Consider the following 25,791-nt stretch of genomic DNA (forward strand, 5'->3'; position numbering starts at 1 on the left):
GCTTCGGCCTTTGCGCCCGGGTAAAGGCGCCGGATAAGAGCAAGCCGGTATTATAGAAGCCCCTGCGGCGTCAGCCCGGCTACACACTGTTCCCTCCCCGTGCCTGTCCAATTCCCCCTCAAGCTGGTCGGCCGGCGCATGCTCGCGCCGACGGTCGGTCATTACCAGTTCGTCCGCGATGACGGTCAGCCGCTGGATTTCTCGCCCGGCCAGTTCATCCAGATCCATTTCGCCTATGCCGACGGCACTGCCACCAAGCGCAGCTATTCGCTGGCGACCATCCATGACCATGCGATGGGCCCGGGCGAGGCGGTGGAGATCGCAGTCAGCTTCGTGCCCGGCGGCGCGGCCACCGCGCTGTTCGAAGGGCTGGAGATCGGCGGGCATCTCAGTGCCAGCGGTCCGTTCGGGCGCTTCTGCCTGCAGCCGGGCGACCACAATGCCCGCTATGTGCTGATTGCCACCGGAACCGGCGTCACGCCCTACCGCTCGATGCTGCCGCAGCTGCGCCAGGCCATCGTCGAACGCGGGGTGGAAGTGGTGCTGCTGCAAGGCGCCCGCACCCCGGCCGAGCTGCTGTACAGCGAGGATTTCAGCGCCTTCGCCGAGGCCACGCCGGGCTTCCGCTATATGCCGTGCCTGTCGCGCGAGCTGCCGGCCGAGCCGCATGCGGACGTGCGTCGCGGTTATGTGCAGCAGCAACTGGCGGAAGTCGCGCCGGATCCGGCGCGTGATATCGCCTACCTGTGCGGCAATCCGGACATGGTCGATGCCTGCGCCGAGGCGCTGAAGGCCGCCGGTCTGGGCAATCCGCAGATCCGCCGCGAGAAGTACGTCAGCAGCAAATAAGCCGGCCCGGCTGCGGGCAGTGGCGCCACGCGGAATCGCGCCGGCACGGTTCCACCTGTAAAGACTCCTTGACAGCGGGACGGTGCCGCCCCTATCGTCTGTCAAGCGTCCTTTACAGGGTGGTTGATATGCAGTCCCGTAGGCATTCCCGCACCGCTGTTGTGAACACCGCCCGCGCCTTGGCCGCGCGCGTCCCCTTGCCGGGCCTTGGCGGGGGCGCGACCGCTGTGGCGATTTTCCGCCCGCGCTGCCGGACGCTGCGCTGATGGCCCTGACCGCCACGCGCTGGCTGCTGCTTGCCGCGGTCATGGCCGCGCTCGCCAGTGGCGCGCTCCTCAAGGGCATGCCGCACGCTCCCGGTCCGATGCTCGCTGGCATTTTCGCCGGCCTGGCCATCGGCCTGCTGTTTGCCGTGGTGCTGCGCCGGCTGCTTCCCGATGCCTGCGATACCGCACCGCCGGTGCTGCGCAAGCGCTATACCCGCGAAATGATGGTCGCCCTGGGCGGCTACGTGGTGCTGCTGTTCAGCTCGATCTGGCTGCTCAAACACGTGGACAGCATTGGCCTGCGGGCGCTGGTCGCGCTGTTGCCGGTGCCGCCGATCGCGCTGATGCTGCGTGCGATGATCCGCTACATCCGCGATGCCGACGAGCTGCAGCAGCGTATCGAACTGCAGGCGGTCAGTTTCGCCACCGCGCTGGTCTCGCTGCTGTATCTGGGCGGCGGCCTGCTGCAGGTGGCGCGGGTGGTGGATGTGCCGGCCGGTGCGGCGATGATCTGGGTGTTCCCGCTGCTGTGCCTGGGCTATGGCCTGGTCAAAGCCGTGGTCGCGCGCCGCTACCGCTGAAGCACCGGTATGGACAACCGCCTGCGCGAACTGCGTGATGCCTGCGGCTGGTCGCAAGGCGAGCTGGCCGAACGGCTGGCCGTTTCCCGGCAGACGGTCAATGCGCTGGAGACCGGCAAGTACGATCCCAGCCTGCCGCTGGCCTTCCGCATCGCACGACTGTTCGATCGCCGGATCGAGGAAATCTTCTTTCCCGACGTCACATAGCTGCCGCGACCGCGTCTGGATGCAGGCAGATCCGTTTGTTTCCTTCAACCGTGAGGGGCTGTTCCGATGATGTCCCGCAAGACCCAAACCATCCTCGCCTTGGCCGTCGTCGCCGGCCTTGTCGGTTACCGCATCACGCGGCCGGCGGCGGAGTCGCAAGCGCCGGCCACCGGTGAGCCGGCCGTGGCAACGGCAGCCACGCCGGCCAAGCCGCTGACCCTGGGCAGCCTGGAATTCACCCCCTGCAGCTTGAGCTCGCCGCTCAGCCGCAACAGCCTGGAAGCGCATTGCACCACCTTCCAGGTCCCCGAGGACCGGGCCAATCCGCAGGGGCGCAAGATCGCCCTGAACATCGCCTGGCTGGCACCGGAGAAGCAGACCGACCTGCAGCCGGATCCGGTGTTCTTCCTGGCCGGCGGTCCGGGCCAGGCGGCGGTGGCCACCTACCCGCAGGTGGATACGGCGTTTGCCGAGGTACGCAAGCACCGCAACGTGATTCTGGTGGACCAGCGCGGCACCGGAAAATCCAACCTGCTGGCCTGTGATACGCCCGAAAGCGAGGACATCTCGCCTGCGGCCATGCAGGTCGAGGCGGGAAAATGTGCGGCCAAACTGGCGGGGAAAGCCGATCTGCGCTTCTACACCACCACCGATGCGGTGGCCGATCTGGACACGGTGCGCGCGGCCATCGGCGCGGAGAAGATCAACCTGGTCGGCGTCAGCTACGGCACCCGCGTGGCCCAGCAGTACGCCATGCGCCATCCGCAGGCCACCCGCAGCATCGTGCTCGATTCGGTGGTGCCCAATACCCAGCAGCTGGGCAACATCTTCGCGCGCAACCTGGATGATGCGCTGGCGCTGCAGTTCGCCCAGTGCACGCAGACACCCTCGTGCAAAGACAAGCTCGGTGACCCGCGTGCGGAACTGGATGCGCTGCTGGCCAGGCTGCGCGCGCAGCCGGTGACGGTGCGCTACCGCGACGCGAGCAGTGGCGAGGAGCGCGAGGACGTGCTGCGCGCCGAGACCGTGGCCGGTCTGGTGCGCATGTATGCCTACATGCCGGCGGCCGCGGCGCTGCTGCCCAAGCTGATCCACGAAGCCGGCGCCGGCCGCTATGAAAACCTGATGGCGCTGGCGCAGATGATGCAGGGCGACATGAAGGACAGCATGGCCATGGGCATGCAGCTGTCGGTGGTGTGCAGCGAGGACAGCGAGAGCATGGTCGCCAACCAGGCCGATGAAGGCACCGTGCTGGGCAACCAGATGCCGCAGGCCATGGCGGCGATGTGCGCGGCCTGGCCCAAGCGCGCCGCGCCGGCGGACTTCCACCAGCCCCTGGCCGGCAACGTGCCGGCGCTGGTGCTGGAAGGCGAGTTCGATCCGGTCACGCCGCCGCGCTATGGCGAGGAGGTGGTCAAGACCCTGCCCAACGGCCGTCTTTTCGTGCTGCGCGGGCAAGGCCACAACGTCATCGGTGCCGGCTGCATGCCCAAGCTGTTCGCCCAGTTCGTTGAAAAGGCCGATGCCAAGGCGCTCGATGGCGCCTGCCTGGAAAAACTCGACTACGTGCCGCCGTTCACCAGCTTCAATGGCTGGGAACCGTGACCTCACCGCATTCCTGAGGAATCCGCTTCCATGATCGTTGCAGAACGACTTCGCAAGACCTTTCCCGGCAAGGGCAAGGACAAAGCCCCGGTGATCGCCGTGGACGAAGTGGGCTTCACCGCCCATGACGGCCAGATCACCGGCCTGCTCGGCCCCAATGGCGCCGGCAAGACCACCACGCTGCGCATGCTCTACACGCTGATGACGCCGGAGACCGGCCGCGTGCTGGTCGATGACATCGATGCCGCTGTCGACCCCAACGCGGTACGCCGCAGCCTGGGCGTGTTGCCCGATGCGCGCGGCGTCTACAAGCGGCTGACCGCGCGCGAGAACATCGACTACTTCGGTCAGCTGCACGGCATGAGCCCGGCGGCCATCGCCGCACGCACCGAGCGCCTGGCCCAGGCGCTGCAGATGGAGGATTTCCTGGATCGCGCCACCGAAGGCTTCAGCCAGGGCCAGCGCACCAAGACCGCGATCGCCCGCGCGCTGATCCATGATCCGCGCAACGTCATCCTCGACGAGCCGACCAACGGCCTGGACGTGATGACCACCCGCGGGCTGCGCGGCTTCCTCAAGGAGCTGCGCGCCGAAGGCCGTTGCGTGATCTTTTCCAGCCACATCATGCAGGAGGTGGCCGCGTTGTGTGACCGCATCGTGATCGTGGCGCAGGGCCGGGTGGTGGCGCAGGGCACGCCGGAGGAACTGCGCGCGCAGGCCGGCGAGGCCAATCTGGAAGATGCGTTCGTCAAACTGATCGGCAGCGAGGAGGGTCTGCACGCATGAACCGGACTGGATATTTCCGCAGCATGTTCGCTGTGATGCGCAAGGAGCTGCGCGACTTCGCCCGCGATCGCCGCACCTTCCTGCTGACCCTGCTGACCGCCCCGCTGCTCTATCCGCTGCTGTTCCTGGGCATGGGCAAACTGGCCAGCCTGCGTGCCGAGACGCAGCTGGAGAAAGACATGACCGTGCCGGTGGTGGGCATCGCGCGGGCACCGAACCTGGTAGCGTTCCTGGCCAGCCGCGGCATCACTGCCACCGAGGCACCGGCGGACATCGAGCAGCGCATCCGTTCCCAGCGCGAGGATCTGGCGCTGGTGATCGATCCGGACTTCGCCGCCGACTGGCAGGCCGGCAAACCGGCCAAGGTCGAGATCGTGGCCGATACCACCCGCCGCACCAGCGAGGTGCAGGTGGCACGGGTGCGCGCCACGCTGGGCGAATACGGCCAATCGGTGGCCTCGCTGCGGCTGCTGGCGCGCGGGATCAGCCCGATGGTCGCCGCGCCGGTGAATGTCGGCACCCGCGACCTGGCCACGGCCGAAGCCAAGCGCGGCATCTTCCTGTCCTTCATCCTGCCGCTGATGCTGATGCTGACCGCCTTCGTCGGTGGCTCGCATCTGGCGATGGACACCACCGCCGGTGAACGCGAGCGGCAGTCGCTGGAGCCGTTGCTGGCCACGCCGGTCGCGCGCGGGGCACTGGTCAGCGGCAAGATGCTGGCCGCGGTGGTGATCGGGCTGGCCTCGATGCTGCTGATCCTGCTGTCCTTCAAGCTCAGTGCGAGCCTTGGCACCGGGATCGCGCGCTCGCTGGACGTGAGCTTCGCGGCGATGGGCAAGCTGCTGGTGATCCTGCTGCCGCTGGTGCTGATCGGCACCGCGCTGCTGACCTGCCTGGCCGCCAGCGCCAAGAGCATGAAAGAGGCACAGAGCCACATGGTGTGGCTGATGCTGCTGCCGATGCTGCCCGGTTACGCGCTGATGGCCTATCCGCTCAAGGACACCCAGCTGTGGCAGTACGCGGTGCCATTCCTGTCGCAGAACCAGATGCTGGTGAAGGTGACGCGTGGCGAGATGCCGACCGCAGCGCAGTGGGGCGTGTATCTGGCGGCTTCGGTGCTGCTGGCGGTGCTGCTGTGGGCGGTGGCGGTATGGCGCTACCGGCAGGAGCGGCTGGCGATTTCCGGCTGAGCCGGGAGCGCGGCAAACAAAAAGGCCCGGAGCGATCCGGGCCTTTTTGTTGCCATGACGGCGGACTTACTGGTTCGGTGTGAAGGCCAGCGTGCGGCGGGTGGTGGTCGGGCTGGCGATCGGCTCGAACTTCCAGCGGCGCACCGCGTTGAGGGCTTCGCGGTCGAACACGCGCGGCGGGTTGGAACGCAGCACGCGGGCGTCGGTGACCGAGCCGTCGGTGCCGACGGAGATTTCCACCAGCACTTCGCCAGAGGTACCCGAGCGCAGCGCGTCGGCCGGATAGCGGGGTGCCGGCGTGCTGACCGCGCGCAATGCCGCCGCAGCGGGTTTGGGCGCCGTCGGAGCGGGCGTGGCGGTGCGCTGTTCGGCCTCACGGCGGGCGGCCGCCTGGCGCTCGGCTTCCTGGCGCGCACTTTCGGCACGCGCCGCTTCCTGCCGCGCGGCCTCCTGTCTGGCCGCCAGCTGCTGGGCCGCGCTGGCCTCGGCGGCCTGCTGCTGGGCCAGGCGCTGCTGTTCGACCAGCTGCTTGGCGCGGGTTTCGGCTTCACGTTTGACCTTGTCGGTCTCCTCCTGGGTGCGTTTGACCGCCACCTGCATGCCGGAGGTGATGCCCTGCTTCAGGCGCGGCAGCGCCGGGGCGCCGGCGTCGACCTTCTCGATCAGGGCCACCAGCCGCTGCGCTTCGGCGAAGTCCTCGCGGGCCAGGCTCTGCTCGGCGGCGATCAGGGTGTAGGGCTGCAGATCGGTCAACGCGCTCTTGACCGCGGCATCGTCGGGCAGCTTGTCGCGCAGGGCCAGGTAGTACTCCATCGCGTTGTCGCCGGCCGGGGCGTACATGCGGTTCTCGCGCAAGGCCGCACTGGCCGAATCGCGCAGCTGCTCGGTATCCATTGATTGCACCTTGGCCGAGACGGCCGGTGCCGGTGCGGCGGCGGGCGCGGCTGCCGGTGTGACCGGTGCAGGCGTGGTTTCTTCCTTGCCCGAGCAGGCCACCAGAGCGGCCACCAGCAAGCTGGGCGCGAGCAGGCGCGCTTTGCCATGGATCGTGACGTACGACATCAGACTTCCCCTTGAATCGACGAACGCGAAAGTGATTGCCCGGACCGGGTGACTGCACGGCGTTTCCCGACGCCGGCGATCTGGAGCAAAGGGCGAATCTAGCATTGCCACCCCTGCCTGCACGAGGTGGGGATGCTGATGGTGTGAAAGAGAGACGCCCGTCACAATGTGGCGGGCGTCGGGAGTGTAGTTCAGTGGCTGGCGCTTTTCGACGAGCCGTTGTGCATCAGCTTGTCGGTCCAGGCGATGCCGATGGCCGAGAGGATGAACACGCAGTGGATGATGGTCTGCCACAGCACCCCGGCTTCGGTGTACTTGCTGCCTTCGGCGCCCAGGTTGCCGATCTCGATGAAGGTCTTGAGCAGGTGGATCGAGGAGATGCCGATGATCGACAGCGCCAGTTTGACCTTCAGCACCGAGGCGTTGACGTGGCTCAGCCACTCGGGCTGGTCCGGATGGCCCTGCAGGCGCAGGCGCGAGACGAAGGTCTCATAGCCGCCGACGATCACCATCACCAGCAGGTTGGAGATCATCACCACATCGATCAGGCCCAGCACCGCCAGCATGATCAGCTGCTCGCTCATTTCCGTGGCCGAGTGGATCAGGTGCCACAGCTCCTTGCCGAACAGGAACACGTAGACGCCCTGGGCCAGGATCAGCCCCAGGTACAGCGGCAGCTGCAGCCAGCGCGAGGCGAAGATCAGGGAGGGAAGCGGGCTCAGCGGCTTGAATTCGGACATCGGTCAGGGAATGCTGCGTTGCGGAAAGCAGGCAGATTAACGGCACGGCCGTAACGCTGCCAAGCACGCCGTTGCCTACACTGGGGGCTGTCTTTCCTGGAGCCGTACGCATGATCGACCTCTATTACTGGCCCACCCCCAATGGCCACAAGATCACCCTGCTGCTGGAGGAGACCGGGCTGGAGTACCGCATCGTCCCGGTCAATATCGGCAAGGGCGACCAGTTTTTGCCGGAATTCCTCGCCATTTCGCCGAACAACAAGATGCCGGCCATCGTCGACCACACCCCGGCCGATGGCGGCGCGCCGGTGAGCGTGTTCGAATCCGGCGCGATCCTGCTGTACCTGGCCGAGAAGACCGGCCGTTTCCTGCCGACCGACCTGCGCGGGCGCGCCGCCACCCTGGAGTGGCTGTTCTGGCAGATGGGCGGGCTGGGGCCGATGAGCGGGCAGATGGGCCATTTCAACGTGTATGCCGCCGAGCGCATTCCCTATGCGATCGAGCGCTACGACAGCGAGGTGCGGCGCCTGCACCGGGTGATGGACAAGCGCCTGGCACAGTCGGCCTACCTGGCCGGTGAGGAGTACGGCATCGCCGACATGGCCTGCTACCCGTGGATCGGCGCCTACGACAAGCTGCCGGTGGATTTTGACGCCTTTCCCTATCTGCAGCGCTGGCACCAGGCCATTGCCGCCCGGCCGGCCACGCAGCGGGCGTATGCGCTGGGGCCGACGGTCAACCCGCAGGCCGGGCAGCCGCTGAGCGAGGAAGAACGCCAGCAGCTGTTCGGCCGGCGCGACTGACTCACGGCAGGGGCAAGGACGCAGGGGCTCGGCTAGGATGGCCCGATCCGTGCTGTCGCCGACAGGAATTCCATGCGTCCCTTGTTTCTTGCCCTTGCCATGATCTTCGCCACTCCCGCCGTCCACGCCGAAAAGCTGACCCTCGAAGCCATCACCGGCACCGCGCCGCTGTCCGGCCCGACGCTGATGAAGCCCAAGGTGGCGCCGGACGGCTCGCGGGTCACCTTCCTGCGCGGCAAGGACAGCGACCGCAACCAGCTGGACCTGTGGGAATACGACATCGCCAGCGGCCAGACCCGGCTGCTGGTCGATTCCAAGGTGGTGCTGCCCGGCACCGAGACCCTGAGCGACGAGGAAAAGGCGCGCCGCGAGCGCCAGCGCATCGCCGCGCTGAGCGGCATCGTCGATTACCAGTGGTCGCCCGATGCCAGGACGTTGCTGTTCCCGCTCGGCGGCGAGCTGTACCTGTACGACCTGGGCAAGCAGGGCCGCGAGGCGGTGCGCCAGCTCACCCATGGCGAAGGTTTCAGCACCGACGCCAAGCTCTCGCCCAAGGGCGGCTTTGTCAGCTTCGTGCGCGAGCGCAACCTGTGGGTGATCGACCTGGCCAGCGGCAGGCAGCTGCAGCTGACCCGCGACGGCAGCGCCACCATCGGCAACGGCGTGGCCGAGTTCGTCGCCGACGAGGAAATGGACCGCCACACCGGTTACTGGTGGGCGCCGGATGACTCGGCCATCGCCTTCGCCCGCATCGACGAATCGCCGGTGCCGGTGCAGAAGCGCTATGAGATGTATGCCGACCGCGTGGAGATGATCGAGCAGCGCTATCCGGCCGCCGGCGATCCGAACGTGCGGGTCACCTTGGGCGTGATCGCGCCGCGCGCCGATGCGGCGGTGAACTGGGTGGACCTGGGCAAGCAGACCGATATCTACCTGACCCGCGTGAACTGGCGCGATCCGCAGCACCTCACCTTCCAGCGCCAGAGCCGTGACCAGAAAACGCTGGAGCTGGTCGAGGCCAACCTGGTCGATGGCCGGCAGCGCACGCTGGCCACCGAGACCGGCACCACCTGGGTGCCGCTGCACAACAGCCTGCGCTTCCTGAAGGACGGCCGCTTTGTGTGGTCCTCCGAGCGCAGCGGCTTCCAACACCTGTACCTGGCCAGCGCCGATGGCAAGCAGATGACCGCGCTGACCTCGGGCAACTGGCCGGTCGACGAGCTGCTGGCCGTGGACGAGGACGCCGGCACCGTGTATTTCCGCGCCGGTGTGGAATCGCCGCTGCGCAGCGAGATCTACGCCGTGCCGCTGGCCGGCGGCAGCCCGAAGAAGCTCTCGCGCAGCCCCGGCATGCACAGCGCCGCGTTCGCCCACAACGCCAGCGTCTATGTGGACAGCTGGTCCAACCACACCACGCCGCCGCAGATCGAGCTGTTCCGCGCCAATGGCGAGAAGATCGCCACGTTGCTGGACAACAACCTGGCGGACCCGAAGCACCCGTACGCGAAGTACCGCGACGCGCAGCGCCCGGTCGAGTACGGCACGCTGACGGCCGCCGACGGCAAGACCGTGCTGCATTACAGCCTGATCAAGCCCGAGGGCTTCGACCCGGCGAAGAAATACCCGGTGGCCGTGTACGTCTACGGCGGCCCGGCCTCGCAGACGGTGACCGACAGCTGGCCGGGCCGTGGCGACCACCTGTTCAACCAGTACCTGGCCCAGCGCGGCTATGTGGTGTTCTCGCTGGACAACCGCGGCACGCCGCGCCGCGGCCGTGACTTCGGCGGCGCGCTGTACGGCGTGCAGGGCACGGTGGAAGTGGCCGACCAACTCAAGGGCGTGCAGTGGCTGAAGAGCCAGCCATGGGTGGACGGTGCGCGCATCGGCGTGCAGGGCTGGTCCAACGGCGGCTACATGACCTTGATGCTGCTGGCCAAGGCGTCGGACCAGTACGCCTGCGGCGTGGCCGGTGCACCGGTCACCGACTGGGGCCTGTACGACACCCACTACACCGAGCGCTACATGAACCTGCCGGCGGCCAATGTCGATGGCTACCGCGAGGCGCGCGTGCTCACCCATATCGACGGACTGACCTCGCCGCTGCTGCTGATCCACGGCATGGCCGATGACAACGTGCTGTTCTCCAATTCCACCAGCCTGATGAGCGCATTGCAGAAACGTGGCCAGCCGTTCGAGCTGATGACCTATCCGGGTGCCAAGCACGGCCTGTCGGGCATGGATGCACTGCACCGCTACCGCGTCGCCGAAAACTTCCTTGGGCGCTGCCTGAAGCCCTGAGCGGCGTTGCTGGAGTGGTTTGTGGGGAAGGGGTTGCAAGCCAAAGCGGAATGCCCCCTTCCCTTGTCCCCGGCAAGGGGAGGGAGCTGTTTGCGGCGGTTTGTCGGACCGCCGCGCAGCCGCGGGTCTCGCCCGTTGGCCGCAGGCCAGGGGAGGTCCAGGAAGGGATGAGCGTTGCCCCCGTTGCTGCCACTCCCGCGAACAGCCCCCACTTCCTACCCTTGCCGCCCCGGTAGCGACTGCGTACGGTCAGCCCATTCCTCACGGAGCTGTCCATGAAGCCTCTCGTCCTCGCCGTCGCGCTCGCCCTTGCCGCCCCGCTGCCGCTCACCGCAAGCGCCGCCGCACCCGCAACGACCACGACCACGCCCGCCGTCCCGGCCTGGGTTGCGCGCAGCAACGAGCTGGCGCAGATCCTGCTTGCCGCGCAGGCGCCGTTCCAGCCGGAGATGACCAGCTTCTTCGGCGTGCCCGGTTATGACGACAAGGTGGTCGATCTGGGGCCGGACAACGCCGCGCGCTACCGCGCCGCCATGAACCAGGCGCGCGACCAGCTGCGCGAGAAGCTGCAGGTCGAGCGCGATCCCAATCTGCGCCAGGACCTGCAGATCATGATCGACGCGGCCGGACGCAACATCGAAGGCAGCGCGCTCGACGAGCAGCATCTGATGCCGTGGGTGGATGTGCCGCAGACCGTGTTCGGCGGCCTCAACAACCTGCTCTCCGACCAGGTGCCCGAAGCGCGCCGGGCCAAGGCACTGGACCGGCTCAACGCCTACCTCGGCAGGGCCCCGGGCACGCAGCCGCTGGCCACCCTGGCGCGCCAGCGCTACGCCGAAAAGAGCGGCACGCCCAACCTGCTGCAGCCGACCCGGATCGAAGTCGAGCAGGCGCTGGCCAATGTCGACACCTACATCGCCGGCATCGGCCAGCTGTTTGCCAAGTACAAGATCGACGGCGCCGATGCCTCGCTGGCCGAGCTGGCCACGCAGATGAAGGACTACATCGCCTGGACGCAGCAGGACGTGCTGCCCCAGGCCCGCACCGATACCCGTCTGCCGGCCGAGCTGTACGCGTTCCAGCTCAAGCGGGTGGGGGTGGATATCGACCCGGCGCTGCTGATGCAGCGTGCCCAGCTCGAGTACATGGAAACCCGCGCGATGATGCGCCAGCTGGCACCGCTGGTGGTGCAGGCCAAGGGTTTGAAGGTTGCCGACAACACCGACTACGTGGCGGTGATCCGCGCGCTGAAGCAGGACACCATCGGCAACGACCAGCTCGAGTCGCACTACCGCGGCGTGATCGATGCGATCGATCCGATCATCCACAAGCAGGGCATCGTCGACGTGCCGCAGCGTCCGCTGCAGATGCGCCTGGGCAGCGCCGCCGAAAGCGCCGCCTCGCCTGCCCCGCACTACCTGCCGCCGCCGCTGGTGGGCAACACCGGCCAGCAGGGCACGTTCGTGCTGCCGCTGGGCAACCCCGCCTCGGGTGACAAGGCCCGGTACGACGACTTCAACTTCGGCGCGGCGGCGTGGACGCTGAGCGCGCACGAAGGCCGCCCCGGCCACGACCTGCAGTTCGCGGCCATGGTCGAGCGCGGCATCTCGCTGGCGCGCACGATGTTCGCCTTCAATTCGGTCAACGTTGAGGGCTGGGCGCTGTATGCCGAGGCGGAGATGGTGCCGTTCGAGCCGCTGGAAGGGCAGATGATCGCGTTGCAGTTCCGCCTGCTGCGTGCGGCCCGGGCGATGCTCGATCCCGCACTCAATCTGGGCCAGACCGACCGCGAGCGGGCGCGCAAGCTGCTGGTGGAAGGCGTTGGGCTGTCCGAGGCGATGGCCACCCAGGAGCTGGACCGCTACACCGTGCGTGCGCCGGGCCAGGCCTGCAGCTATTTCTATGGCTACACCCGGATCATGGAACTGCGCATGCAGACCGAGCTGGCCCTGGGCGACAGGTTCGACCGCCTGGCATTCAACAATTTCCTGCTCGACCAGGGCCTGTTGCCGCCGGACCAGCTGGCCGCGGCGGTCAACGAGGTGTTCATTCCGGCGCAGCGCAAGCGGTAAAAATGCAGGGCGCCGCATGGCGCCCTTCGCTGTCCTGCCGCAGCCGTTACTTGCCCGCGCCCGGCGGTACCCAGATCGCCACCCCGGCCGCGCGTTTCTGCTCGGTCGGAATACCCACGCTCAGGCCCCCGCCGCTGTGCCGGCCAAAGCTGCCGGCCCCGACCGACATGCCGACCGGCGAACGTCCGCCGCCCACGCCCATCAGGATCACCCCGTTGGCGCCCAGCGCGGCCGCTTCGCGCTTGAGCCGGGCGACGGCGGCATCGGTCTGGCCTTGGGTGCCGAAGCCGACCGCGCTGGAGGCTTCCAGCTGGGCGATTTCCACCGAGCCCGGCGGCGGCGTGGAATAGATCTGCACGCTGGCCGGGTCCACCGGGGCGCGTGCCTGGCCGAGCATGACCTTGGAGGTGCTGGCGCAACCGCCGGTGGCCAAGACCAGGCCCAAAGCGATGACAAGCGGGAATTTCATGGTTTCACTCCCCGATGATCGTTGTTTGCGGATGATCCCCGGCAGTTGCTGAATCAGCCGCGAATTCCACAGGACCGGCGACTTTCCGCACAGGGGCGTTTTCGAGCCGGTTTACCGGCTATGGTGCAGGCTGCAACAAGCGGAGGAAACAACATGGGGCTGATCAGCCTGGTCTGGGGCATTGTGGCATTGCTGTGGATGGTGCTGGCGTTCATCCCGCTGCTGGGGTGGGGCAACTGGTTTCTGATTCCGTTCGCTGCGGTGGGCGCGGTCATCGCCGCGATCGGGCTGCTGTTCACCCATGCCAGCAAGCGGGGCCGGGCCAAGACCGGCCTGCTGCTCAATGGCATCGTGATCGTGGTCGGGGTGATCCGCCTGAGCATCGGCGGTGGGTTCATCTGAACCGGGAAGAGGGTGGCCCGGTCGGGGGCGGCCAGCGGGCGTAAAATGCCCGCGTTGACCGGGCCTTTGCCCGGCGTGATTGCTTTCCGATGATCATCCGCCCCCGTCCCACTGGCTGGCAGCTGCTGTACATCCTGCGCGGTTCCATCGTGCCGGCCATCGCGCCCAAGGTGCTGGCGATCGGTGTGCTGGCGGTGGCCGTGGCGGCGTTCGAGCGCTACTGGCACCCGTTTGGTCGCGACGGGGTCACGGTGGTGCCCTTCACCCTGCTGGGTCTGGTGCTGTCGATCTTTCTGAGCTTTCGCAACAGCGCCTGCCATGACCGATGGTGGGAAGGGCGCAAGCTGTGGGGCCAGCTGCTGATCGAGGCACGCAGTGTTGCCCGCGCGGCTGCGGCGCTGCTGCCCGGTGAGCCGGCGCTGCGCACGCGTGCGTCCCATCTGCTGATCGCTTTCGCCCACGCACTGGCCGCGCGCCTGCGCGCTGCCGATCAGGCGGCCGCGGCGGCGCCGTGGCTGGCCGACGATCAGAGGGTGGTGCTGCAGCGACGCAACATCCCCGACGCGGTGCTCGCGCAGTTGGCCGGCGAGCTGGCGGTACCGCTGCACGCAGGTCGGCTCGACCCTTACCTGTACGGCCAGTTCGAAGCGCGCCTGCAGGCCATGTCCTCGGTACAGGCCGGATGCGAGCGCATCGCCGGCACGCCCTTGCCGTTTGCCTACACCTTGCTGCTGCACCGCTGCGCGTGGCTGTTCTGCGTGCTGCTGCCGTTCGGCCTGGCCGGCGCGCTGGGCTGGGCCACGCCGCTGGTGTCGATGCTGCTGGCCTATGCCTTCTTCGGCCTGGACCAGCTCGGCGAGGAGCTGGAGGAGCCGTTCGGGCTGGAGCCCAATGACCTGCCGCTCGATGCGATGGTGCGTACCATCGAGATCGATGTGCTGGACGCGCTGGGCCGGCAGCCATTGCCTGAACCATTGCAGCCGCAGGGCTATGTCCTGCGCTGATCACCGTTTTTGAATCAAGGAGTAGTTCCATGGGCCATCCCCATTACCGCCCGCGCCGCATGCGCCATGACGAGTTCTCGCGCCGGCTGATGCGCGAGCACACGCTGACCACCGACGACCTGATCTGGCCGGTGTTCGTGCATGAGCTGGACGGCCGCGCGCCGGTCGGCTCGATGCCGGGCGTGGACCGCATGTCCATCGACGAGCTGCTGCGCGAGGCCGAGCAGGCGCTGGAACTGGGCGTACCGGTGATCGACCTGTTCCCGGTGATCGACGCCTCGCGCAAGACGCTGGACGCGGCCGAAGCCTGGCATCCGGAGGGTCTGGCACAGCGCGCGGTGCGTGCACTGAAGTCGCGTTTCCCCGAGCTGGGGGTGATGACCGACGTGGCGCTGGATCCGTACACCACGCACGGCCAGGACGGCATCATCGACGAGCGCGGCTACGTGCTCAACGACATCACCGTCCAGGCGCTGGTCAAGCAGTCGCTGTCGCACGCTGAAGCCGGTGTGGACATCATCTCGCCCTCGGACATGATGGACGGCCGCATCGGTGCGATCCGTACCGCGCTGGACGCCGCCGGTCATATCAACGCGCGCATCATGGCCTATTCGGCCAAGTACGCCTCGGCCTTCTACGGTCCGTTCCGCGATGCGGTGGGCAGCTCCGGCAACCTCGGCAAGGCCGACAAGAAGACCTACCAGATGGACCCGGCCAACAGCGACGAGGCCATGCGCGAGATCGCGCTGGACCTGGAGGAAGGCGCGGACATGGTGATGGTCAAGCCGGGCATGCCGTACCTGGACATCGTGCGCCGGGTGAAGACCGAATTCGGCGTGCCGACCTTCGCCTACCACGTCAGTGGCGAGTACGCGATGCTCAAGGCGGCCGCGGCCAATGGCTGGCTGGACGAGCGCAAGTGCGTGCTGGAGACGATGATCGGCTTCAAACGCGCCGGCGCCGACGGCGTGCTGACCTACTACGCGCCGCAGATCGCGCGCTGGCTGAAGGAGGCTTGAGATGGATGCTCCGGCGGTACAGGCCTACCAGTGGGTGGTATGGGTGATCGGCGTGTCGGTATTCGCGGCGGTGATCGGGCTGGTGATCGCGGCGATCGTGCGTGCGCGCCGGCGTCCGGCCGAACTGCATTCGGCGGCCGAACGGCTGCAGCGCGAAGCCCCGCCGCCGCCGGAGGTGGATGCCGGGCTGCGCGCGCTGAGCCTGCAGAAGCAGAAGGGCCAGATCAGCGAGGAAGAGTACGAGAAGCGTCGCGCCGAGATCCTCGCCCGCCGCTGAGCTGCCGCCACCGGCATGGGCTCAGTGGCAGTCGTCGCTGCCGTCCACCGCCGGGGCCTTCATCCGGTACAGGTCCAGGCCGCCGGCCCGCGGCGCCCGTGCGCTGCCGCTGAGCACCAGCTCGGCCGGTTTGCTGGCATCGACCAGCGCGCCGCGGGTGGTGCCCCCGGGTGTGTTGAACGACAGCGCCAGCGCCGCGGGTGGCGCCCAGCGGCCCTGTCGGCATTGCGCCAGCCAGACCCGGGTGCCGCCTTCGGCCGCGGTGCGGGCAAACAGCACCGCGCGGCCGCCACTGAGCCAGCTGCCATCGATTTCATCCGCCGCACTGTTGATGCCGGCCAGGGGCGTCGGCGCGCTGAAACCCGCGCCCGCGCTGTCCGCCTGCCACAGGTCCCAGCCGCCGGCTGCGCCGGGGCGGTTGCTGGTGAACAGCAGGCGGCCATCGTCGGCCAGCGCCGGCGAGCGCTCGTCGTGGCGGCTGTTGAGTGTTTTGCCCAGCGGCTGCGGGGCACCGAAGCTGCCGTCAGGCCGGACCGCGGCCCGGTACAGGTCGAATCCGCCGCGGCCGCCGGTGCGGTTGGAGGTGAAGTACAGCCAGCGGCCGTCGGCGCTCAGGAACGGATCGACCTCGTCGGCCCCGCTGTTGAGCGCCAGCGGCTGTGCTGCCATCCAGCGCGTGCCCTGCAGGCTGGCCTGCCACAGATCCCAGCCGCCGGCACCGCCGTCGCGGTTGCTGGCCCAGACGATGCGCTGGCCGTCGGCCGACAGGCTGGCACGCAGCTCATCGGCGCGGGTGGAGACCACGCCCATGCCTTCGATGCCGAACTCGGAAAGCGCCGAGGCCACCGGGGTACAGAGTAGACTCGCAGTCAGCGCGAGCAGCAGTGGTCGGGTCCGCATGAAGGTTCCGCAGGCGAGAATCGCGTCCAGTCTAGGTCATGCAGAGGATCACCATGAGCGCACCCCGCTACGCCGTATTTGGCCAGCCCATCGCACACTCGCAGTCGCCCTTCATCCAGTCGGCTTTCGGCAAGGCGCACGGTATCGCCGTGGACTACCGTGCGATCGAGGCCTCGCCGGACGCCTTCGCCGCCGCACTGGAAGCCTTTGCCGCCGAGGGCGGCGTCGGGGCCAATGTGACCCTGCCGCTCAAGGAGGCGGCGTTCGCGCTGTGCACCACCACCACCTCGCGTGCGCAGCGCGCCGGCGCGGTCAACACGCTGCTGCGCAAGGGTGATCGCTGGCACGGGGACAACACCGACGGCATCGGTCTGGTGCGCGACCTGACCGGGCGGCATGGGCTGGACCTGCGCGGCCGCCGCGTGCTGCTGCTCGGCGCCGGCGGCGCCGCACGCGGCGTGGCGCCGGCGCTGCTTGATGCCGGCATCCTGGAACTGATCGTGGTCAACCGCTCGCCGGAGCGCGCCGATGCGCTGGTCGATGCGATGAGCGAACCGGGCCGCGCGATTTCCGCCTATTGGGAAGCGCTGCGCGAACAGGGCGATTTCGAACTGATCATCAACGCCACCTCGGCCGCGCGCGGTGGCGGTGAGGGCTTCAACCTGCCGCTGTCGCTGGTCAACAGCATGACCACGGCGGTGGATCTGAACTACGGCGAGGCGGCCATTCCGTTCCTGGCCTGGGCCCGCGCCTCGGGCTGCCGCAACAGTTTTGACGGGCTGGGCATGCTGGTCGAACAGGCCGCCGAGAGCTTCCAGCAATGGCATGGCATGCGTCCGGAAACCGATGCGGTGTATGCGCAGCTGCGCAGCCGCGATGCGTTCCTGGTCACCGCCGACTGAGCGCGCCATGGAAAGCACGCAGCTGTTGACCACCCTGCTGGTCTCCATCGGCTACCGCCTGCCGATCCTGATCGCGCTGGGGGTGGCCCTGGTGATGCTGCTGGATACCCCGCGCGGGCGGGTGCGCACGGTGGCGCTGTCGGCACTGGTGCTGCTGCTGGCGGCGACCCTTGTCGGCGGCGTGTTGAGCGTGCTGCCGCTGCTGTTGATTGCCGGTGGCAACTTCGCCGGCCTCAGTGGCCTGAACACGGTGCTGGGCGTGGCCCATTTCGCGCTGTCGCTGCTGGAGGCCACCGGTTTCATCCTGCTGGCGTGGGCGCTGGTACAGGCGCTGCGGCGACAGGCCGCGCGCGGCACGCTGTGATCTGCACGGGCATTCGGTGAATGCGGGCCGGTGTGGGAAAATGCCGGCCTTGATCGCAGCAGGCAGCACAGTGGCGTGACCGAAAAAGTGGAAGCACCGCGGACCTTGACCGAGGAATTGAAGGCCGGCATCCGCGACGCCTACGCCAAGCTGCAGGCCAATACGCCCGGGTTCAGCACGCGCCGCTCGCAGAGCCAGATGATCGGCGTGGTGTCGCGCGCGCTGGGCACCGGCGGCGTAGGGGTGGTGGAAGCGCCGACCGGCGTGGGCAAGAGTCTGGGCTATCTGACCGCCGGCGTGCCGATCGCGCTGGCCAGCAAGAAGAAGCTGGTGATCAGCACCGGCACCGTGGCGCTGCAGTCGCAGCTGGTCGAGCGCGACATCCCCAATTTCCTGAAGAACACCGGGCTGCAGGCCACCGTGGCGCTGGCCAAGGGACGCACCCGTTATCTGTGCACGCGCAATGCCGCCGAAGCGCAGGGCGAGGGCAGCCAGGAAGGCATGTTCGGCGACGAGGCCCCGCTCTACGACCGGCCGCTGGCGCCGATCGAAATGGATGTGGCTGAGAAGCTGACCAAGGCCTTCATCGAGGGCAAGTGGAATGGCGACCTGGACAACGCACCGGAGGCGGTCACCCCCACCTTGCGCATGCGCATCACCACGCCGGCCTCGGCCTGTGCCGGGCGCCGTTGCGCGTATTCGGCGCAATGCCCGGTGCTGCGCGCGCGTACTGAAGTACGTGATGCGCAGATCATCGTCACCAACCATGCGCTGCTGTTGTCGGCCCTCTCTTTGGGCGACAGCGACAGCGGCCAGCCGCTGATCGCCCCGCCCGCCGAGATGCTGCTGGTGCTGGACGAAGGCCACCACATCGGCAATGTCGCCATCGACCAGGGCGCGGCCACCCTGCCGCTGGATGACATGGCCAAGCGCACCGGCCGCCTGCAGATCCTGATCGCCGGCGCCTACCGCGCGGTGGACAAGGACAGGGTCGGCAACCTGCTGCCGAACGAGGCCATCGAGGTGGCGGCGCGGGTGAGCAAGCTGCTCAAGGCCTTCCGCGACGAGATCGCCCAGGTATGGATTCCGCAGCCGGACGAGCGCGAACCGATGTGGCGCGCCGCCAATGGCCGCCTGCCTGACTCCTGGCGCCAGCCGATCGAAGTGCTGGCCGATGAAACCCGCACCCTGCTCAACTGGGCCACGGCGGCGGCTTCGGCGGTGGCCAAGGGCAAGCAGGATGATCCGGCGGTCGAACGTCTGCAGCGCAATCTGGGCATGGCCCAGGAAATGGTCGAGCAGCAGTACAACCTGTGGGCCGGCTGGCGCCGCGAGGACAAGGAGGGCCAGCCGCCGATCGCGCGCTGGATCACCCTGTCGCGCGATGGCGACACCATCCTGCACTGTTCGCCGGTATCGGCGGCGATGGTGCTGCGCAAGCTGCTGTGGGATGAGGTCGACTCGGTGGTGATGACCTCGGCCACGCTGACCGGCGGCGGCGATTTCCAGTCGCTGGCCATCGACAACGGCATTCCCGCAGACGCGGAGATGGTGTCGCTGGCCTCGCCGTTCGACCTGCCCAACCAGGCCGAGCTGATCGTGCCGCCGTTCCCGGTGACGCCGGACGACCGCGAGCGCCATCCCAAGGAAGTGGCCAAGTACCTGGCCAGCGAACTGGACTGGGACAAGGGCAGCATGGTGCTGTTCACCTCGCGCTGGAAGATGGAAAAAGTGGCCGAGCTGATGCCGGCGACGCTGCGCAAGAAGGTGCTGGTGCAGGGTGACGGCGCCAAGCAGAAGATGATCGACGAGCACCTCAGGCGCACCGCGGCGGGCGAGGGCTCGGTGCTGTTCGGCCTGAACTCCTTTGGCGAGGGCCTGGACCTGCCGGGCGAGGCCTGCACCACGGTGGTCATCACCCAGGTGCCGTTCGCGGTGCCGACCGATCCGCAGACCTCGACCCTGAGCGAGTGGTTCGAAAGCCGCGGGCTGAATTCGTTCAACCTGATCGCGATCCCGCATGCGCTGCGCACGCTGACCCAGTTCGCCGGGCGGCTGATCCGCACCTCCACCGACACGGGCCGGGTGATCATCCTCGATTCGCGGCTGCTGACCCGTCGCTACGGCAAACGCATCATCGATGCGCTGCCGCCATTCAAGCGGGTGATCGGCTGAGCGTGCGGCCGGTGTGACTGGTGCCGGCCGGCGCCAGTCCGTACAGTGCCTCGCCCTTCCTTGCCTGTCGCCCGCATGTCCGATTTCATCGCCACCTTTCCCTGGACGCTGCCGTTGCAGCGTCTGCAGCAGCGCGATCCGGTGCTGGCGCCGCTGGCGCTGTTCGATGCGGACGGTGCCTTGAACGCGCGCGGGCAGGCGCTGGAGCAGCTGCTGCTGGCCGGGCAGGCGCTGGCGCAGCGCGAGGCCGATGTCGCCTTGGTCGCCGATGAGCTGCGCCGCTACCAGAAGTTCGCCCCGCCGGGCCGGCCGTCGCTGCAGATCGTGCAGCTGCGCCGGCAGCAGTCGGCCGTGCAGCAGGCGCAGCGGATGGCCCGACAGGCCTTCATTCGACAGGCGGATGCTTTTGCACGGGCGATGTCGCTGGCGGTTCCGGCCAAGCTGGGAACGCTCGTCATCGTCGAGCGCTGGTTGCAGGCCCACCTGCGCTGATCCCGCATCCGCGGTGATGGAGCCTGGCCGCCGCTCCCGCCGCTCCCGCCGCTCCCGCGGTTCCAGCGGTTCCAGCGGTTCCAGCGTGGCCGGACAGGACCGGCCGATGTCCCCGCCCGCCGGGCCGAAAGCGCGGCATCGCCGTCCGCTTCACGGCACAGATGTTCATGCCCATCTTCCCGGCAATGCGCGCTCCCGCCGCCTAGCCCTGCCGTGGGGGCTTGCGGCAGGGGCAAACAAGCAGGCCGGCGGATTGCCCCGCCGGCCTGCCCCCCCTCAACACGGTGTGCCTGCGCGGCTCAGGCGTCCAGCGCCGCGGCCGGGCCGAAGAACTCGTAGTGGCTCTGGGCTTCGGGCACGCCGGCAGCGCGCAGCAGTTGCTTGACCTGCGCCATGAACGGCTTGGGGCCGAGGAAGTAGGCATCCAGGTCGCGCTCGGCCGGCAGCCACTGCTCCAGCAGTTCGCGCGAGAGGAAACCTTCAGCGTCGGCCTGGTCGCCCGGCAGCGCTTCGCTGTAGCAGGTGTAGCTGCGCAGCTGCGGATGCTGCTGCTGCTTTTCGGCGATCAGCTCGCGGAACGCATGCACCTGGCCGTTGCGCGCGCAATGGATGAAATGCACCTCGCGGCCGCTGGCCAGCGCCTGTTCCAGCATCGGCAGGGTCGGGGTGATGCCGACGCCGGCGCTGATCAGCGCCAGCGGCTTGTCGCTGACCTGCAGGGTGAAATCCCCGGCCGGGGCGAACAGCTCCAGGGTGTCGCCGACCTGCACATGGTTGTGCAGGTGGTTGGAGACCAGCCCCTGGTGCTGCTGCTTGACGCTGATGCGGTAGCCCACGCCATCGGCCGCGCGCGAGAGCGAATAGTTGCGGCGCACCTCCTTGCCGTCCAGCACCAGCGTCATGCCGATGTACTGGCCCGGCTGGAAGTCCACCACCGCGCCGCCGTCGGCCGGCACCAGATGGAAGGAGACGATTTCCGCGCTCTCGCGCACCTTGTCGGCGACGCGGAAGGTGCGGGCGCCACGCCAGCCGCCGGGCGCGCTTTCATTGGCCGCATACACCGATTCCTCGGCACCGATCAGGATGTCGGCCAGCATCTGGTAGGCCGCGCCCCAGGCTTCAAGGATCTCGTCGGTGGCCACCTCCGGCCCCAGCACCTCGCGGATCGCGCGCAGCAGGTAGTGGCCGACGATCGGGTAGTGCTCGGGCAGCACCTGCAGGGCGACGTGCTTGTGCACGATCTGGCCGACCAGCGGGCCCAGCGCCTCGAGCCGGTCGATGTGCTTGGCGTACATCAGCACCGCGTTGGCCAGGGCCCGGGCCTGGTTGCCGCTGGCCTGGTGGGCCTGGTTGAACAACGGCTGCACCTGCTCGTTCTCGGTCAGCATCAGCCCGTAGAAATGGGTGGTCAGGGCTTCACCGCCGGTTTCCAGCAGCGGGATGGTGGCTTTGATCAGGTCGCGTTGGGTGGGGCTCAGCATTGCGTGTTTCTCGGGTTGCTTCAGGAGTACCCTGTGTATTCCACGTTCCGTGCCAGCTTTTGAAGCTATGAAAATCAACGGGTTGCGATTGTGTTGGGTTGAAATGACCCGTAGTTATCCGAGTCAATCGGACTCGAGGGTGTCGAAATGACCCGAAGTCCATTCATGGCCGCGATCATTCCGCTGGTCGATGACCTGTCGCGCGATCTGCCCGAGTCCGAGCGCTACCGGCGCCTGCTGCAGGTGCTGCGGCAGCTGCTGCCGGCCGACGCGGTGGCGCTGCTGCGGCTGGACGGCGAGCAGCTGGTGCCGCTGGCGGTGGAAGGCCTGAGCGCGGACACGCTGGGCCGGCGCTTCCGGCTGGACCAGCACCCGCGGCTGGCGGCGATCCTGCAGGGCGCCGGCACGGTGCGCTTTGCCGCCGACTGCGGCCTGCCCGATCCCTACGACGGGCTGGTGGATTCGGTCCACGGCCACCTCGAGGTGCACGACTGCATGGGCTGCACGCTGTACATCGACGACCGGCCGTGGGGCGTGCTGACGATGGATGCGCTGCGCCCAGGGCAGTTCGGGCCGACCGAATGCGGCCGGCTGGAGGCGTTCGTCAGCCTGGCCGCGGCCACGGTCAAGGCGGTGGAGCGGATCGGCGCGCTGTCGGCGCAGCTGGGCGAGGAGCAGCGGTTGGCCGAGACCTGGCGGCAGGCCGCCGGCCAGCGTCCGCCGCCGGAGGTGGTGGGGCAGAGCAGCGCCTACAAGGCCTTGCGCAAGGAGATGGAGCTGGTCGCGCCGACCGACCTGGGCGTGCTGATCAGCGGCGAGACCGGGGTCGGCAAGGAACTGGTAGCGCGCGGCATCCACCGCCGCTCGACGCGCGCGGACAAGCCGATGGTGGTGATCAACTGCGCCGCGCTGCCCGATGCGCTGGTGGAAAGCGAGCTGTTCGGGCATGTGCGCGGCGCCTTCACCGGCGCCGTCGGCGAGCGCCGCGGCAAATTCGAACTGGCCGATGGCGGCACCCTGTTCCTGGACGAGGTCGGCGAACTGCCGCTGGCCAGCCAGGCCAAACTGCTGCGCGTGCTGCAGAGCGGGCAGCTGCAGCGGGTGGGCTCGGACCGCGAACACCAGGTGGATGTGCGGGTGATCGCCGCGACCAATCTGGATCTGGCCGCTGCGGTGCGCGAAGGGCGTTTCCGCGCCGACCTGTACCACCGGCTCGGCGCCTATCCGCTGCGGGTGCCGCCGCTGCGCGAGCGCGAGCGCGACGTGCTGCTGCTGGCCGGCTATTTCCTGGAGGAGGCGCGCACGCGCATGGGCCTGCGCAGCCTGCGGCTGTCGGCCGAGGCACAGGCGGCGCTGCTGGGCTACGACTGGCCGGGCAATGTGCGCGAACTGGAACACCTGGTCGGCCGTGCGGTGCTGCGCGCGCTGGCCGCCAGTGGCGAGGCCCGGCCGCGCATCCTCACCGTGGGCCCGCCGGCGCTGGAGTTGCCCTTGGCCGCAAGTCCGGAGGCCCCTTCCGGGCCGGCGACGACCCGCACACCGGTGGCCGGTGATCTGCGCAAGGCGGTGGAGGATTTCCAGCGGCGGCAGATCGCCGCCAGTCTGGAGCGGCACGCCGGCAGCTGGACCGAGGCCGCCCGCACGCTGGGACTGGACCGCGCCAACTTGAACCGGCTGGCCAAGCGGCTGGGGCTGAAGTGAGCCGCGAGGCGCGGCTCAGGAGTCGGCGCGGTTGAGCGCGGCGGTCATCGCCGCGGCGTCCTCGCGGTTGAGGAACAGGTATTCCAGCTCGGCCGCGCCGAACTTGTCTTCCAGCTCGTGCAGACGCACCGGGTGATTGCCGAAGCGGTAATGGGTGCTGCCGTCCTCGTCGTTCGTGATGGCATACACGCCGAAGGAGGGCGGATTGGTCAGGGTGCCTTCCAGCTTCACGGCGGAAGGGTCGATGGCGCGCTCGATAAGGTCGTCTAGGTCGATCATGGCGTTGCGATAAGGCGGCAGGGGAGGGGGAAAGGGACGTTGTGGAGCGGGGAGGCCAGGTCAATGCGGTCCGTGTGGACAGTGGCGGCGCTGGCCATCGGCCCGCCCGGCGAGGGCCAGGGCGATGAGTTGCGAGCGGGTACGGTCACGTCGGGCCCAACCTGTGCATTGCGATACCCGCGTTGATAGCCCGGATCGGGTGCATCGGAGGTGATTTTTGCCGCGCCCGGACGCCAGCCAGCCGCCGGCCGACTTCCCGCACAACGGCTGCGCGAAGGTGGCGTTGGGGGCGATGTGGGGGTCGACGCTTGGGTCTTCAATCGGCATGGCTGGCCTCGAATGGGCGCAGCCTGCCGTTAGTTTGGCGTTAAAACAAGCCCGCCGTCGCGGCGGGCCGGTGAACAGCCCGATCCGGCATGTTCAGCCGCCGCGGGCACGCCGCGCCAGCGCGCTGCACAGGGCGATGACGGCGGTCAGCGCGGCCATCGACAGGAACTGCATGCGGGTCTGCGGCGAGACCATCAGCAGGGCGAAGATCAGCGCCAGGATCGCCAGCGCCAGCACCGTCAGATACGGGAAACCGGCCATCCGGAACGGCAGCGGCGTGCCCCGCCGCTCGGCGCGGCGGCGCAGGATCAGCTGCGAGACCAGGGTGATGGTCCATACCAGCAGGCAGGTGGAACCGACCACGTTGAGCAGCACCGGCAGCACCTGGTCGGGGAACAGCAGTTCCAGCACGGTGGCGGCGAAGCCGAACAGCACACTGGCCAGCACCGCGATCACCGGCACCTGGCGGGCGTTGGTGCGCGCCAGCCAGCGCGGGGCTTCGCCGCGCTCGGCCAGCGAGTAGATCATCCGCGAAGCGCCGTAGAGGTTGGCGTTGAGTGCCGACAGCAGGGCGATCACCGCGATCAGGGTGATGGCGGTGGCGGCGCCGGGAATATTGGCCACCTGCAGCACGGCGGCGAACGGTGACTTCAGCGAGGCGCTGTTCCACGGCACCACGGCGATGATCACGCCGATCGAACCGATGTAGAACACCAGGATGCGCCAGGCCACGGTGCGGATGGCGCGCGCCAGGCTGCGCTCGGGGTCCTGGGTTTCGGCCGCGGCCACGGCCACGATCTCGGTGCCGCCGAAGGCGAAGATCACCACCAGCAGCGCCGCACCGATACCGGCCAGGCCCTTGGGCATGAACCCCTCATGGGCGGTGAAGTTGGCCAGCCCCGGCGAGGTCACGCCCGGCAGCAGACCCAGCAGCAGCGCGATGCCGACCAGGATGAAGGCGATGATCGCGCCGACCTTGAGGATCGCGAACCAGAACTCGAACTCGCCGTAGTTCCGCACTCCCAGCAGGTTGATCGCGGTGAACACCAGCATGAACGCCAGCGAGGTCAGTGGCACCGACAGCTGTGGCCAGACCGTGGCCAGCAGGCCGGCCGCGCCCACCGATTCGGCCGCGATCACCACCACCAGCTGCGCCCACCACAGCCAGCCCACGGTGGCCCCGGCGGTGGCGCCCAGTGCATCGGCGGCATAGACCGAGAACGCACCGCTGGTCGGGCGCGCGGCGGCCATCTCGCCCATGGCGTGCATCATGATGATGACCAGCGTGCCGGCCACCAGATAGGAGATCAGCACCGCCGGACCGGCGGCCTGGATGCCGACGCCCGAGCCGAGGAACAGGCCGGCGCCGATCGCGCTGCCCAGCCCCATCATGATCAGCTGGCGCGGCTTGAGCGCGCGTTCCAGGGACTGCGACGGCGCGGTGGCCGGGGCCGGAGGAGTGGCGGGCATCGGTGCGGTTCACGGCTGAGGAGGGCGACACCATACCGCGTCCACCCGTTGCCGTGTCTGTCCCGAAGGT

At 68.3% G+C, this 25,791-nt stretch carries 25 protein-coding genes; 18 read left to right on the forward strand and 7 right to left on the reverse strand.

The window, feature by feature from the left end; all coding sequences use genetic code 11:
* Positions 1-138 precede the first annotated feature (138 nt).
* The 6 genes from ACVOMC_RS01135 (at position 139) to ACVOMC_RS01160 (ending at position 5,484) form a co-directional block, all read left to right on the forward strand.
* Positions 139-849, forward strand: coding sequence for an FAD-binding oxidoreductase (locus ACVOMC_RS01135; RefSeq protein ID WP_481522716.1), 711 nt, complete (start codon positions 139-141; stop codon positions 847-849).
* 265 nt (positions 850-1,114) lie between these two features.
* The gene (locus tag ACVOMC_RS01140) at positions 1,115-1,696 is read left to right on the forward strand and encodes a hypothetical protein (protein ID WP_481522508.1); all 582 of its coding nucleotides are present in this window, start codon (positions 1,115-1,117) and stop codon (positions 1,694-1,696) included.
* A gap of 9 nt (positions 1,697-1,705) precedes the next feature.
* On the forward strand, positions 1,706-1,903 hold the full coding sequence (locus ACVOMC_RS01145; protein WP_054660986.1) for a helix-turn-helix transcriptional regulator: 198 nt from the start codon (positions 1,706-1,708) through the stop codon (positions 1,901-1,903).
* Between the two features lie 69 nt (positions 1,904-1,972).
* Positions 1,973-3,508: an alpha/beta hydrolase gene (locus ACVOMC_RS01150; protein WP_481522509.1), complete on the forward strand. Its 1,536-nt coding sequence runs from the start codon at positions 1,973-1,975 to the stop codon at positions 3,506-3,508.
* Positions 3,509-3,538: 30 nt separating this feature from the next.
* Positions 3,539-4,294, forward strand: coding sequence for an ABC transporter ATP-binding protein (locus ACVOMC_RS01155; RefSeq protein WP_481522510.1), 756 nt, complete (start codon positions 3,539-3,541; stop codon positions 4,292-4,294).
* The gene (locus tag ACVOMC_RS01160; RefSeq protein WP_481522511.1) at positions 4,291-5,484 is read left to right on the forward strand and encodes an ABC transporter permease; all 1,194 of its coding nucleotides are present in this window, start codon (positions 4,291-4,293) and stop codon (positions 5,482-5,484) included. The genes ACVOMC_RS01155 and ACVOMC_RS01160 overlap by 4 nt, the downstream gene beginning before the upstream one ends.
* A gap of 66 nt (positions 5,485-5,550) precedes the next feature.
* Here ACVOMC_RS01160 and ACVOMC_RS01165 read toward each other — a convergent pair whose 3' ends face one another.
* Both ACVOMC_RS01165 and ACVOMC_RS01170 read right to left on the reverse strand, forming a co-directional pair.
* Complete coding sequence (locus ACVOMC_RS01165; RefSeq protein WP_057505538.1) at positions 5,551-6,546, reverse strand: energy transducer TonB; 996 nt, start codon at positions 6,544-6,546, stop codon at positions 5,551-5,553.
* A 191-nt stretch (positions 6,547-6,737) separates the two neighbouring features.
* Positions 6,738-7,286: a TIGR00645 family protein gene (locus ACVOMC_RS01170; RefSeq protein ID WP_054659647.1), complete on the reverse strand. Its 549-nt coding sequence runs from the start codon at positions 7,284-7,286 to the stop codon at positions 6,738-6,740.
* Between the two features lie 110 nt (positions 7,287-7,396).
* Here ACVOMC_RS01170 and ACVOMC_RS01175 point away from each other — a divergent pair, with 110 nt between their 5' ends.
* From ACVOMC_RS01175 to ACVOMC_RS01185, 3 genes are all read left to right on the forward strand, one after another.
* Positions 7,397-8,089 carry a glutathione binding-like protein gene (locus ACVOMC_RS01175; RefSeq protein ID WP_481522512.1) on the forward strand — a complete coding sequence of 231 codons (693 nt, stop codon included), beginning with the start codon at positions 7,397-7,399 and terminating at the stop codon, positions 8,087-8,089.
* A gap of 72 nt (positions 8,090-8,161) precedes the next feature.
* Positions 8,162-10,387, forward strand: a complete 2,226-nt coding sequence (locus ACVOMC_RS01180; RefSeq protein WP_481522513.1) for a S9 family peptidase — start codon at positions 8,162-8,164, stop codon at positions 10,385-10,387.
* A gap of 275 nt (positions 10,388-10,662) precedes the next feature.
* The gene (locus tag ACVOMC_RS01185; protein ID WP_481522514.1) at positions 10,663-12,459 is read left to right on the forward strand and encodes a DUF885 domain-containing protein; all 1,797 of its coding nucleotides are present in this window, start codon (positions 10,663-10,665) and stop codon (positions 12,457-12,459) included.
* A gap of 46 nt (positions 12,460-12,505) precedes the next feature.
* Here the strand turns inward: ACVOMC_RS01185 and ACVOMC_RS01190 are convergent, their stop codons facing one another.
* A complete protein-coding gene (locus ACVOMC_RS01190; protein ID WP_481522515.1) occupies positions 12,506-12,928 on the reverse strand; it encodes a hypothetical protein in 423 nt (140 codons plus the stop codon).
* A gap of 153 nt (positions 12,929-13,081) precedes the next feature.
* On the opposite strand from ACVOMC_RS01190, the gene ACVOMC_RS01195 reads away from it, so the two are divergent.
* From ACVOMC_RS01195 to ACVOMC_RS01210, 4 genes are all read left to right on the forward strand, one after another.
* A complete protein-coding gene (locus ACVOMC_RS01195) occupies positions 13,082-13,330 on the forward strand; it encodes a hypothetical protein (protein WP_057505534.1) in 249 nt (82 codons plus the stop codon).
* An 89-nt stretch (positions 13,331-13,419) separates the two neighbouring features.
* Positions 13,420-14,334 carry a bestrophin family protein gene (locus tag ACVOMC_RS01200; RefSeq protein ID WP_481522516.1) on the forward strand — a complete coding sequence of 305 codons (915 nt, stop codon included), beginning with the start codon at positions 13,420-13,422 and terminating at the stop codon, positions 14,332-14,334.
* Positions 14,335-14,363: 29 nt separating this feature from the next.
* Positions 14,364-15,353 carry a porphobilinogen synthase gene (gene hemB / locus ACVOMC_RS01205; protein WP_054660766.1) on the forward strand — a complete coding sequence of 330 codons (990 nt, stop codon included), beginning with the start codon at positions 14,364-14,366 and terminating at the stop codon, positions 15,351-15,353.
* A gap of 1 nt (position 15,354) precedes the next feature.
* A complete protein-coding gene (locus ACVOMC_RS01210) occupies positions 15,355-15,630 on the forward strand; it encodes an SHOCT domain-containing protein (protein WP_481522517.1) in 276 nt (91 codons plus the stop codon).
* Positions 15,631-15,651: 21 nt separating this feature from the next.
* On the opposite strand, the gene ACVOMC_RS01215 is transcribed toward ACVOMC_RS01210, so the two are convergent.
* The gene (locus tag ACVOMC_RS01215; RefSeq protein ID WP_481522518.1) at positions 15,652-16,530 is read right to left on the reverse strand and encodes a TolB family protein; all 879 of its coding nucleotides are present in this window, start codon (positions 16,528-16,530) and stop codon (positions 15,652-15,654) included.
* Between the two features lie 53 nt (positions 16,531-16,583).
* Between ACVOMC_RS01215 and aroE the strand changes: the two genes are divergently transcribed.
* From aroE to ACVOMC_RS01235, 4 genes are all read left to right on the forward strand, one after another.
* Positions 16,584-17,432, forward strand: a complete 849-nt coding sequence (gene aroE, locus ACVOMC_RS01220) for a shikimate dehydrogenase (protein ID WP_481522519.1) — start codon at positions 16,584-16,586, stop codon at positions 17,430-17,432.
* A gap of 7 nt (positions 17,433-17,439) precedes the next feature.
* The gene (locus ACVOMC_RS01225) at positions 17,440-17,796 is read left to right on the forward strand and encodes a hypothetical protein (protein WP_481522520.1); all 357 of its coding nucleotides are present in this window, start codon (positions 17,440-17,442) and stop codon (positions 17,794-17,796) included.
* Between the two features lie 75 nt (positions 17,797-17,871).
* On the forward strand, positions 17,872-19,971 hold the full coding sequence (dinG, locus tag ACVOMC_RS01230) for an ATP-dependent DNA helicase DinG (RefSeq protein ID WP_481522521.1): 2,100 nt from the start codon (positions 17,872-17,874) through the stop codon (positions 19,969-19,971).
* A 75-nt stretch (positions 19,972-20,046) separates the two neighbouring features.
* A complete protein-coding gene (locus ACVOMC_RS01235; RefSeq protein WP_481522522.1) occupies positions 20,047-20,463 on the forward strand; it encodes a hypothetical protein in 417 nt (138 codons plus the stop codon).
* Between the two features lie 299 nt (positions 20,464-20,762).
* Here the strand turns inward: ACVOMC_RS01235 and hmpA are convergent, their stop codons facing one another.
* Positions 20,763-21,944, reverse strand: a complete 1,182-nt coding sequence (gene hmpA / locus ACVOMC_RS01240) for an NO-inducible flavohemoprotein (protein WP_481522523.1) — start codon at positions 21,942-21,944, stop codon at positions 20,763-20,765.
* A gap of 147 nt (positions 21,945-22,091) precedes the next feature.
* Between hmpA and norR the strand changes: the two genes are divergently transcribed.
* Positions 22,092-23,645, forward strand: a complete 1,554-nt coding sequence (norR, locus tag ACVOMC_RS01245; protein WP_481522524.1) for a nitric oxide reductase transcriptional regulator NorR — start codon at positions 22,092-22,094, stop codon at positions 23,643-23,645.
* Positions 23,646-23,660: 15 nt separating this feature from the next.
* On the opposite strand, the gene ACVOMC_RS01250 is transcribed toward norR, so the two are convergent.
* The gene (locus tag ACVOMC_RS01250) at positions 23,661-23,924 is read right to left on the reverse strand and encodes a hypothetical protein (RefSeq protein ID WP_481522525.1); all 264 of its coding nucleotides are present in this window, start codon (positions 23,922-23,924) and stop codon (positions 23,661-23,663) included.
* Positions 23,925-24,344: 420 nt separating this feature from the next.
* Positions 24,345-25,721, reverse strand: coding sequence for an amino acid permease (locus tag ACVOMC_RS01255; RefSeq protein WP_481522526.1), 1,377 nt, complete (start codon positions 25,719-25,721; stop codon positions 24,345-24,347).
* Between the last annotated feature and the right edge of the window lie 70 nt (positions 25,722-25,791).

This window comes from Stenotrophomonas sp. STEN014, assembly GCF_056760315.1.

What these genes read in the sequence shown, in the direction of transcription:
- ACVOMC_RS01135 (WP_481522716.1), top strand. Translation starts at nt 139, where the DNA reads ATGCTCGCGCCGACGGTCGGTCATTACCAGTTCGTCCGCGATGACGGT.
- ACVOMC_RS01140 (WP_481522508.1), top strand. Translation starts at nt 1,115, where the DNA reads ATGGCCCTGACCGCCACGCGCTGGCTGCTGCTTGCCGCGGTCATGGCC.
- ACVOMC_RS01145 (WP_054660986.1), top strand. Translation starts at nt 1,706, where the DNA reads ATGGACAACCGCCTGCGCGAACTGCGTGATGCCTGCGGCTGGTCGCAA.
- ACVOMC_RS01150 (WP_481522509.1), top strand. Translation starts at nt 1,973, where the DNA reads ATGTCCCGCAAGACCCAAACCATCCTCGCCTTGGCCGTCGTCGCCGGC.
- ACVOMC_RS01155 (WP_481522510.1), top strand. Translation starts at nt 3,539, where the DNA reads ATGATCGTTGCAGAACGACTTCGCAAGACCTTTCCCGGCAAGGGCAAG.
- ACVOMC_RS01160 (WP_481522511.1), top strand. Translation starts at nt 4,291, where the DNA reads ATGAACCGGACTGGATATTTCCGCAGCATGTTCGCTGTGATGCGCAAG.
- ACVOMC_RS01165 (WP_057505538.1), bottom strand. Translation starts at nt 6,546, where the DNA reads ATGTCGTACGTCACGATCCATGGCAAAGCGCGCCTGCTCGCGCCCAGC.
- ACVOMC_RS01170 (WP_054659647.1), bottom strand. Translation starts at nt 7,286, where the DNA reads ATGTCCGAATTCAAGCCGCTGAGCCCGCTTCCCTCCCTGATCTTCGCC.
- ACVOMC_RS01175 (WP_481522512.1), top strand. Translation starts at nt 7,397, where the DNA reads ATGATCGACCTCTATTACTGGCCCACCCCCAATGGCCACAAGATCACC.
- ACVOMC_RS01180 (WP_481522513.1), top strand. Translation starts at nt 8,162, where the DNA reads ATGCGTCCCTTGTTTCTTGCCCTTGCCATGATCTTCGCCACTCCCGCC.
- ACVOMC_RS01185 (WP_481522514.1), top strand. Translation starts at nt 10,663, where the DNA reads ATGAAGCCTCTCGTCCTCGCCGTCGCGCTCGCCCTTGCCGCCCCGCTG.
- ACVOMC_RS01190 (WP_481522515.1), bottom strand. Translation starts at nt 12,928, where the DNA reads ATGAAATTCCCGCTTGTCATCGCTTTGGGCCTGGTCTTGGCCACCGGC.
- ACVOMC_RS01195 (WP_057505534.1), top strand. Translation starts at nt 13,082, where the DNA reads ATGGGGCTGATCAGCCTGGTCTGGGGCATTGTGGCATTGCTGTGGATG.
- ACVOMC_RS01200 (WP_481522516.1), top strand. Translation starts at nt 13,420, where the DNA reads ATGATCATCCGCCCCCGTCCCACTGGCTGGCAGCTGCTGTACATCCTG.
- hemB (WP_054660766.1), top strand. Translation starts at nt 14,364, where the DNA reads ATGGGCCATCCCCATTACCGCCCGCGCCGCATGCGCCATGACGAGTTC.
- ACVOMC_RS01210 (WP_481522517.1), top strand. Translation starts at nt 15,355, where the DNA reads ATGGATGCTCCGGCGGTACAGGCCTACCAGTGGGTGGTATGGGTGATC.
- ACVOMC_RS01215 (WP_481522518.1), bottom strand. Translation starts at nt 16,530, where the DNA reads ATGCGGACCCGACCACTGCTGCTCGCGCTGACTGCGAGTCTACTCTGT.
- aroE (WP_481522519.1), top strand. Translation starts at nt 16,584, where the DNA reads ATGAGCGCACCCCGCTACGCCGTATTTGGCCAGCCCATCGCACACTCG.
- ACVOMC_RS01225 (WP_481522520.1), top strand. Translation starts at nt 17,440, where the DNA reads ATGGAAAGCACGCAGCTGTTGACCACCCTGCTGGTCTCCATCGGCTAC.
- ACVOMC_RS01235 (WP_481522522.1), top strand. Translation starts at nt 20,047, where the DNA reads ATGTCCGATTTCATCGCCACCTTTCCCTGGACGCTGCCGTTGCAGCGT.
- hmpA (WP_481522523.1), bottom strand. Translation starts at nt 21,944, where the DNA reads ATGCTGAGCCCCACCCAACGCGACCTGATCAAAGCCACCATCCCGCTG.
- norR (WP_481522524.1), top strand. Translation starts at nt 22,092, where the DNA reads ATGACCCGAAGTCCATTCATGGCCGCGATCATTCCGCTGGTCGATGAC.
- ACVOMC_RS01250 (WP_481522525.1), bottom strand. Translation starts at nt 23,924, where the DNA reads ATGATCGACCTAGACGACCTTATCGAGCGCGCCATCGACCCTTCCGCC.
- ACVOMC_RS01255 (WP_481522526.1), bottom strand. Translation starts at nt 25,721, where the DNA reads ATGCCCGCCACTCCTCCGGCCCCGGCCACCGCGCCGTCGCAGTCCCTG.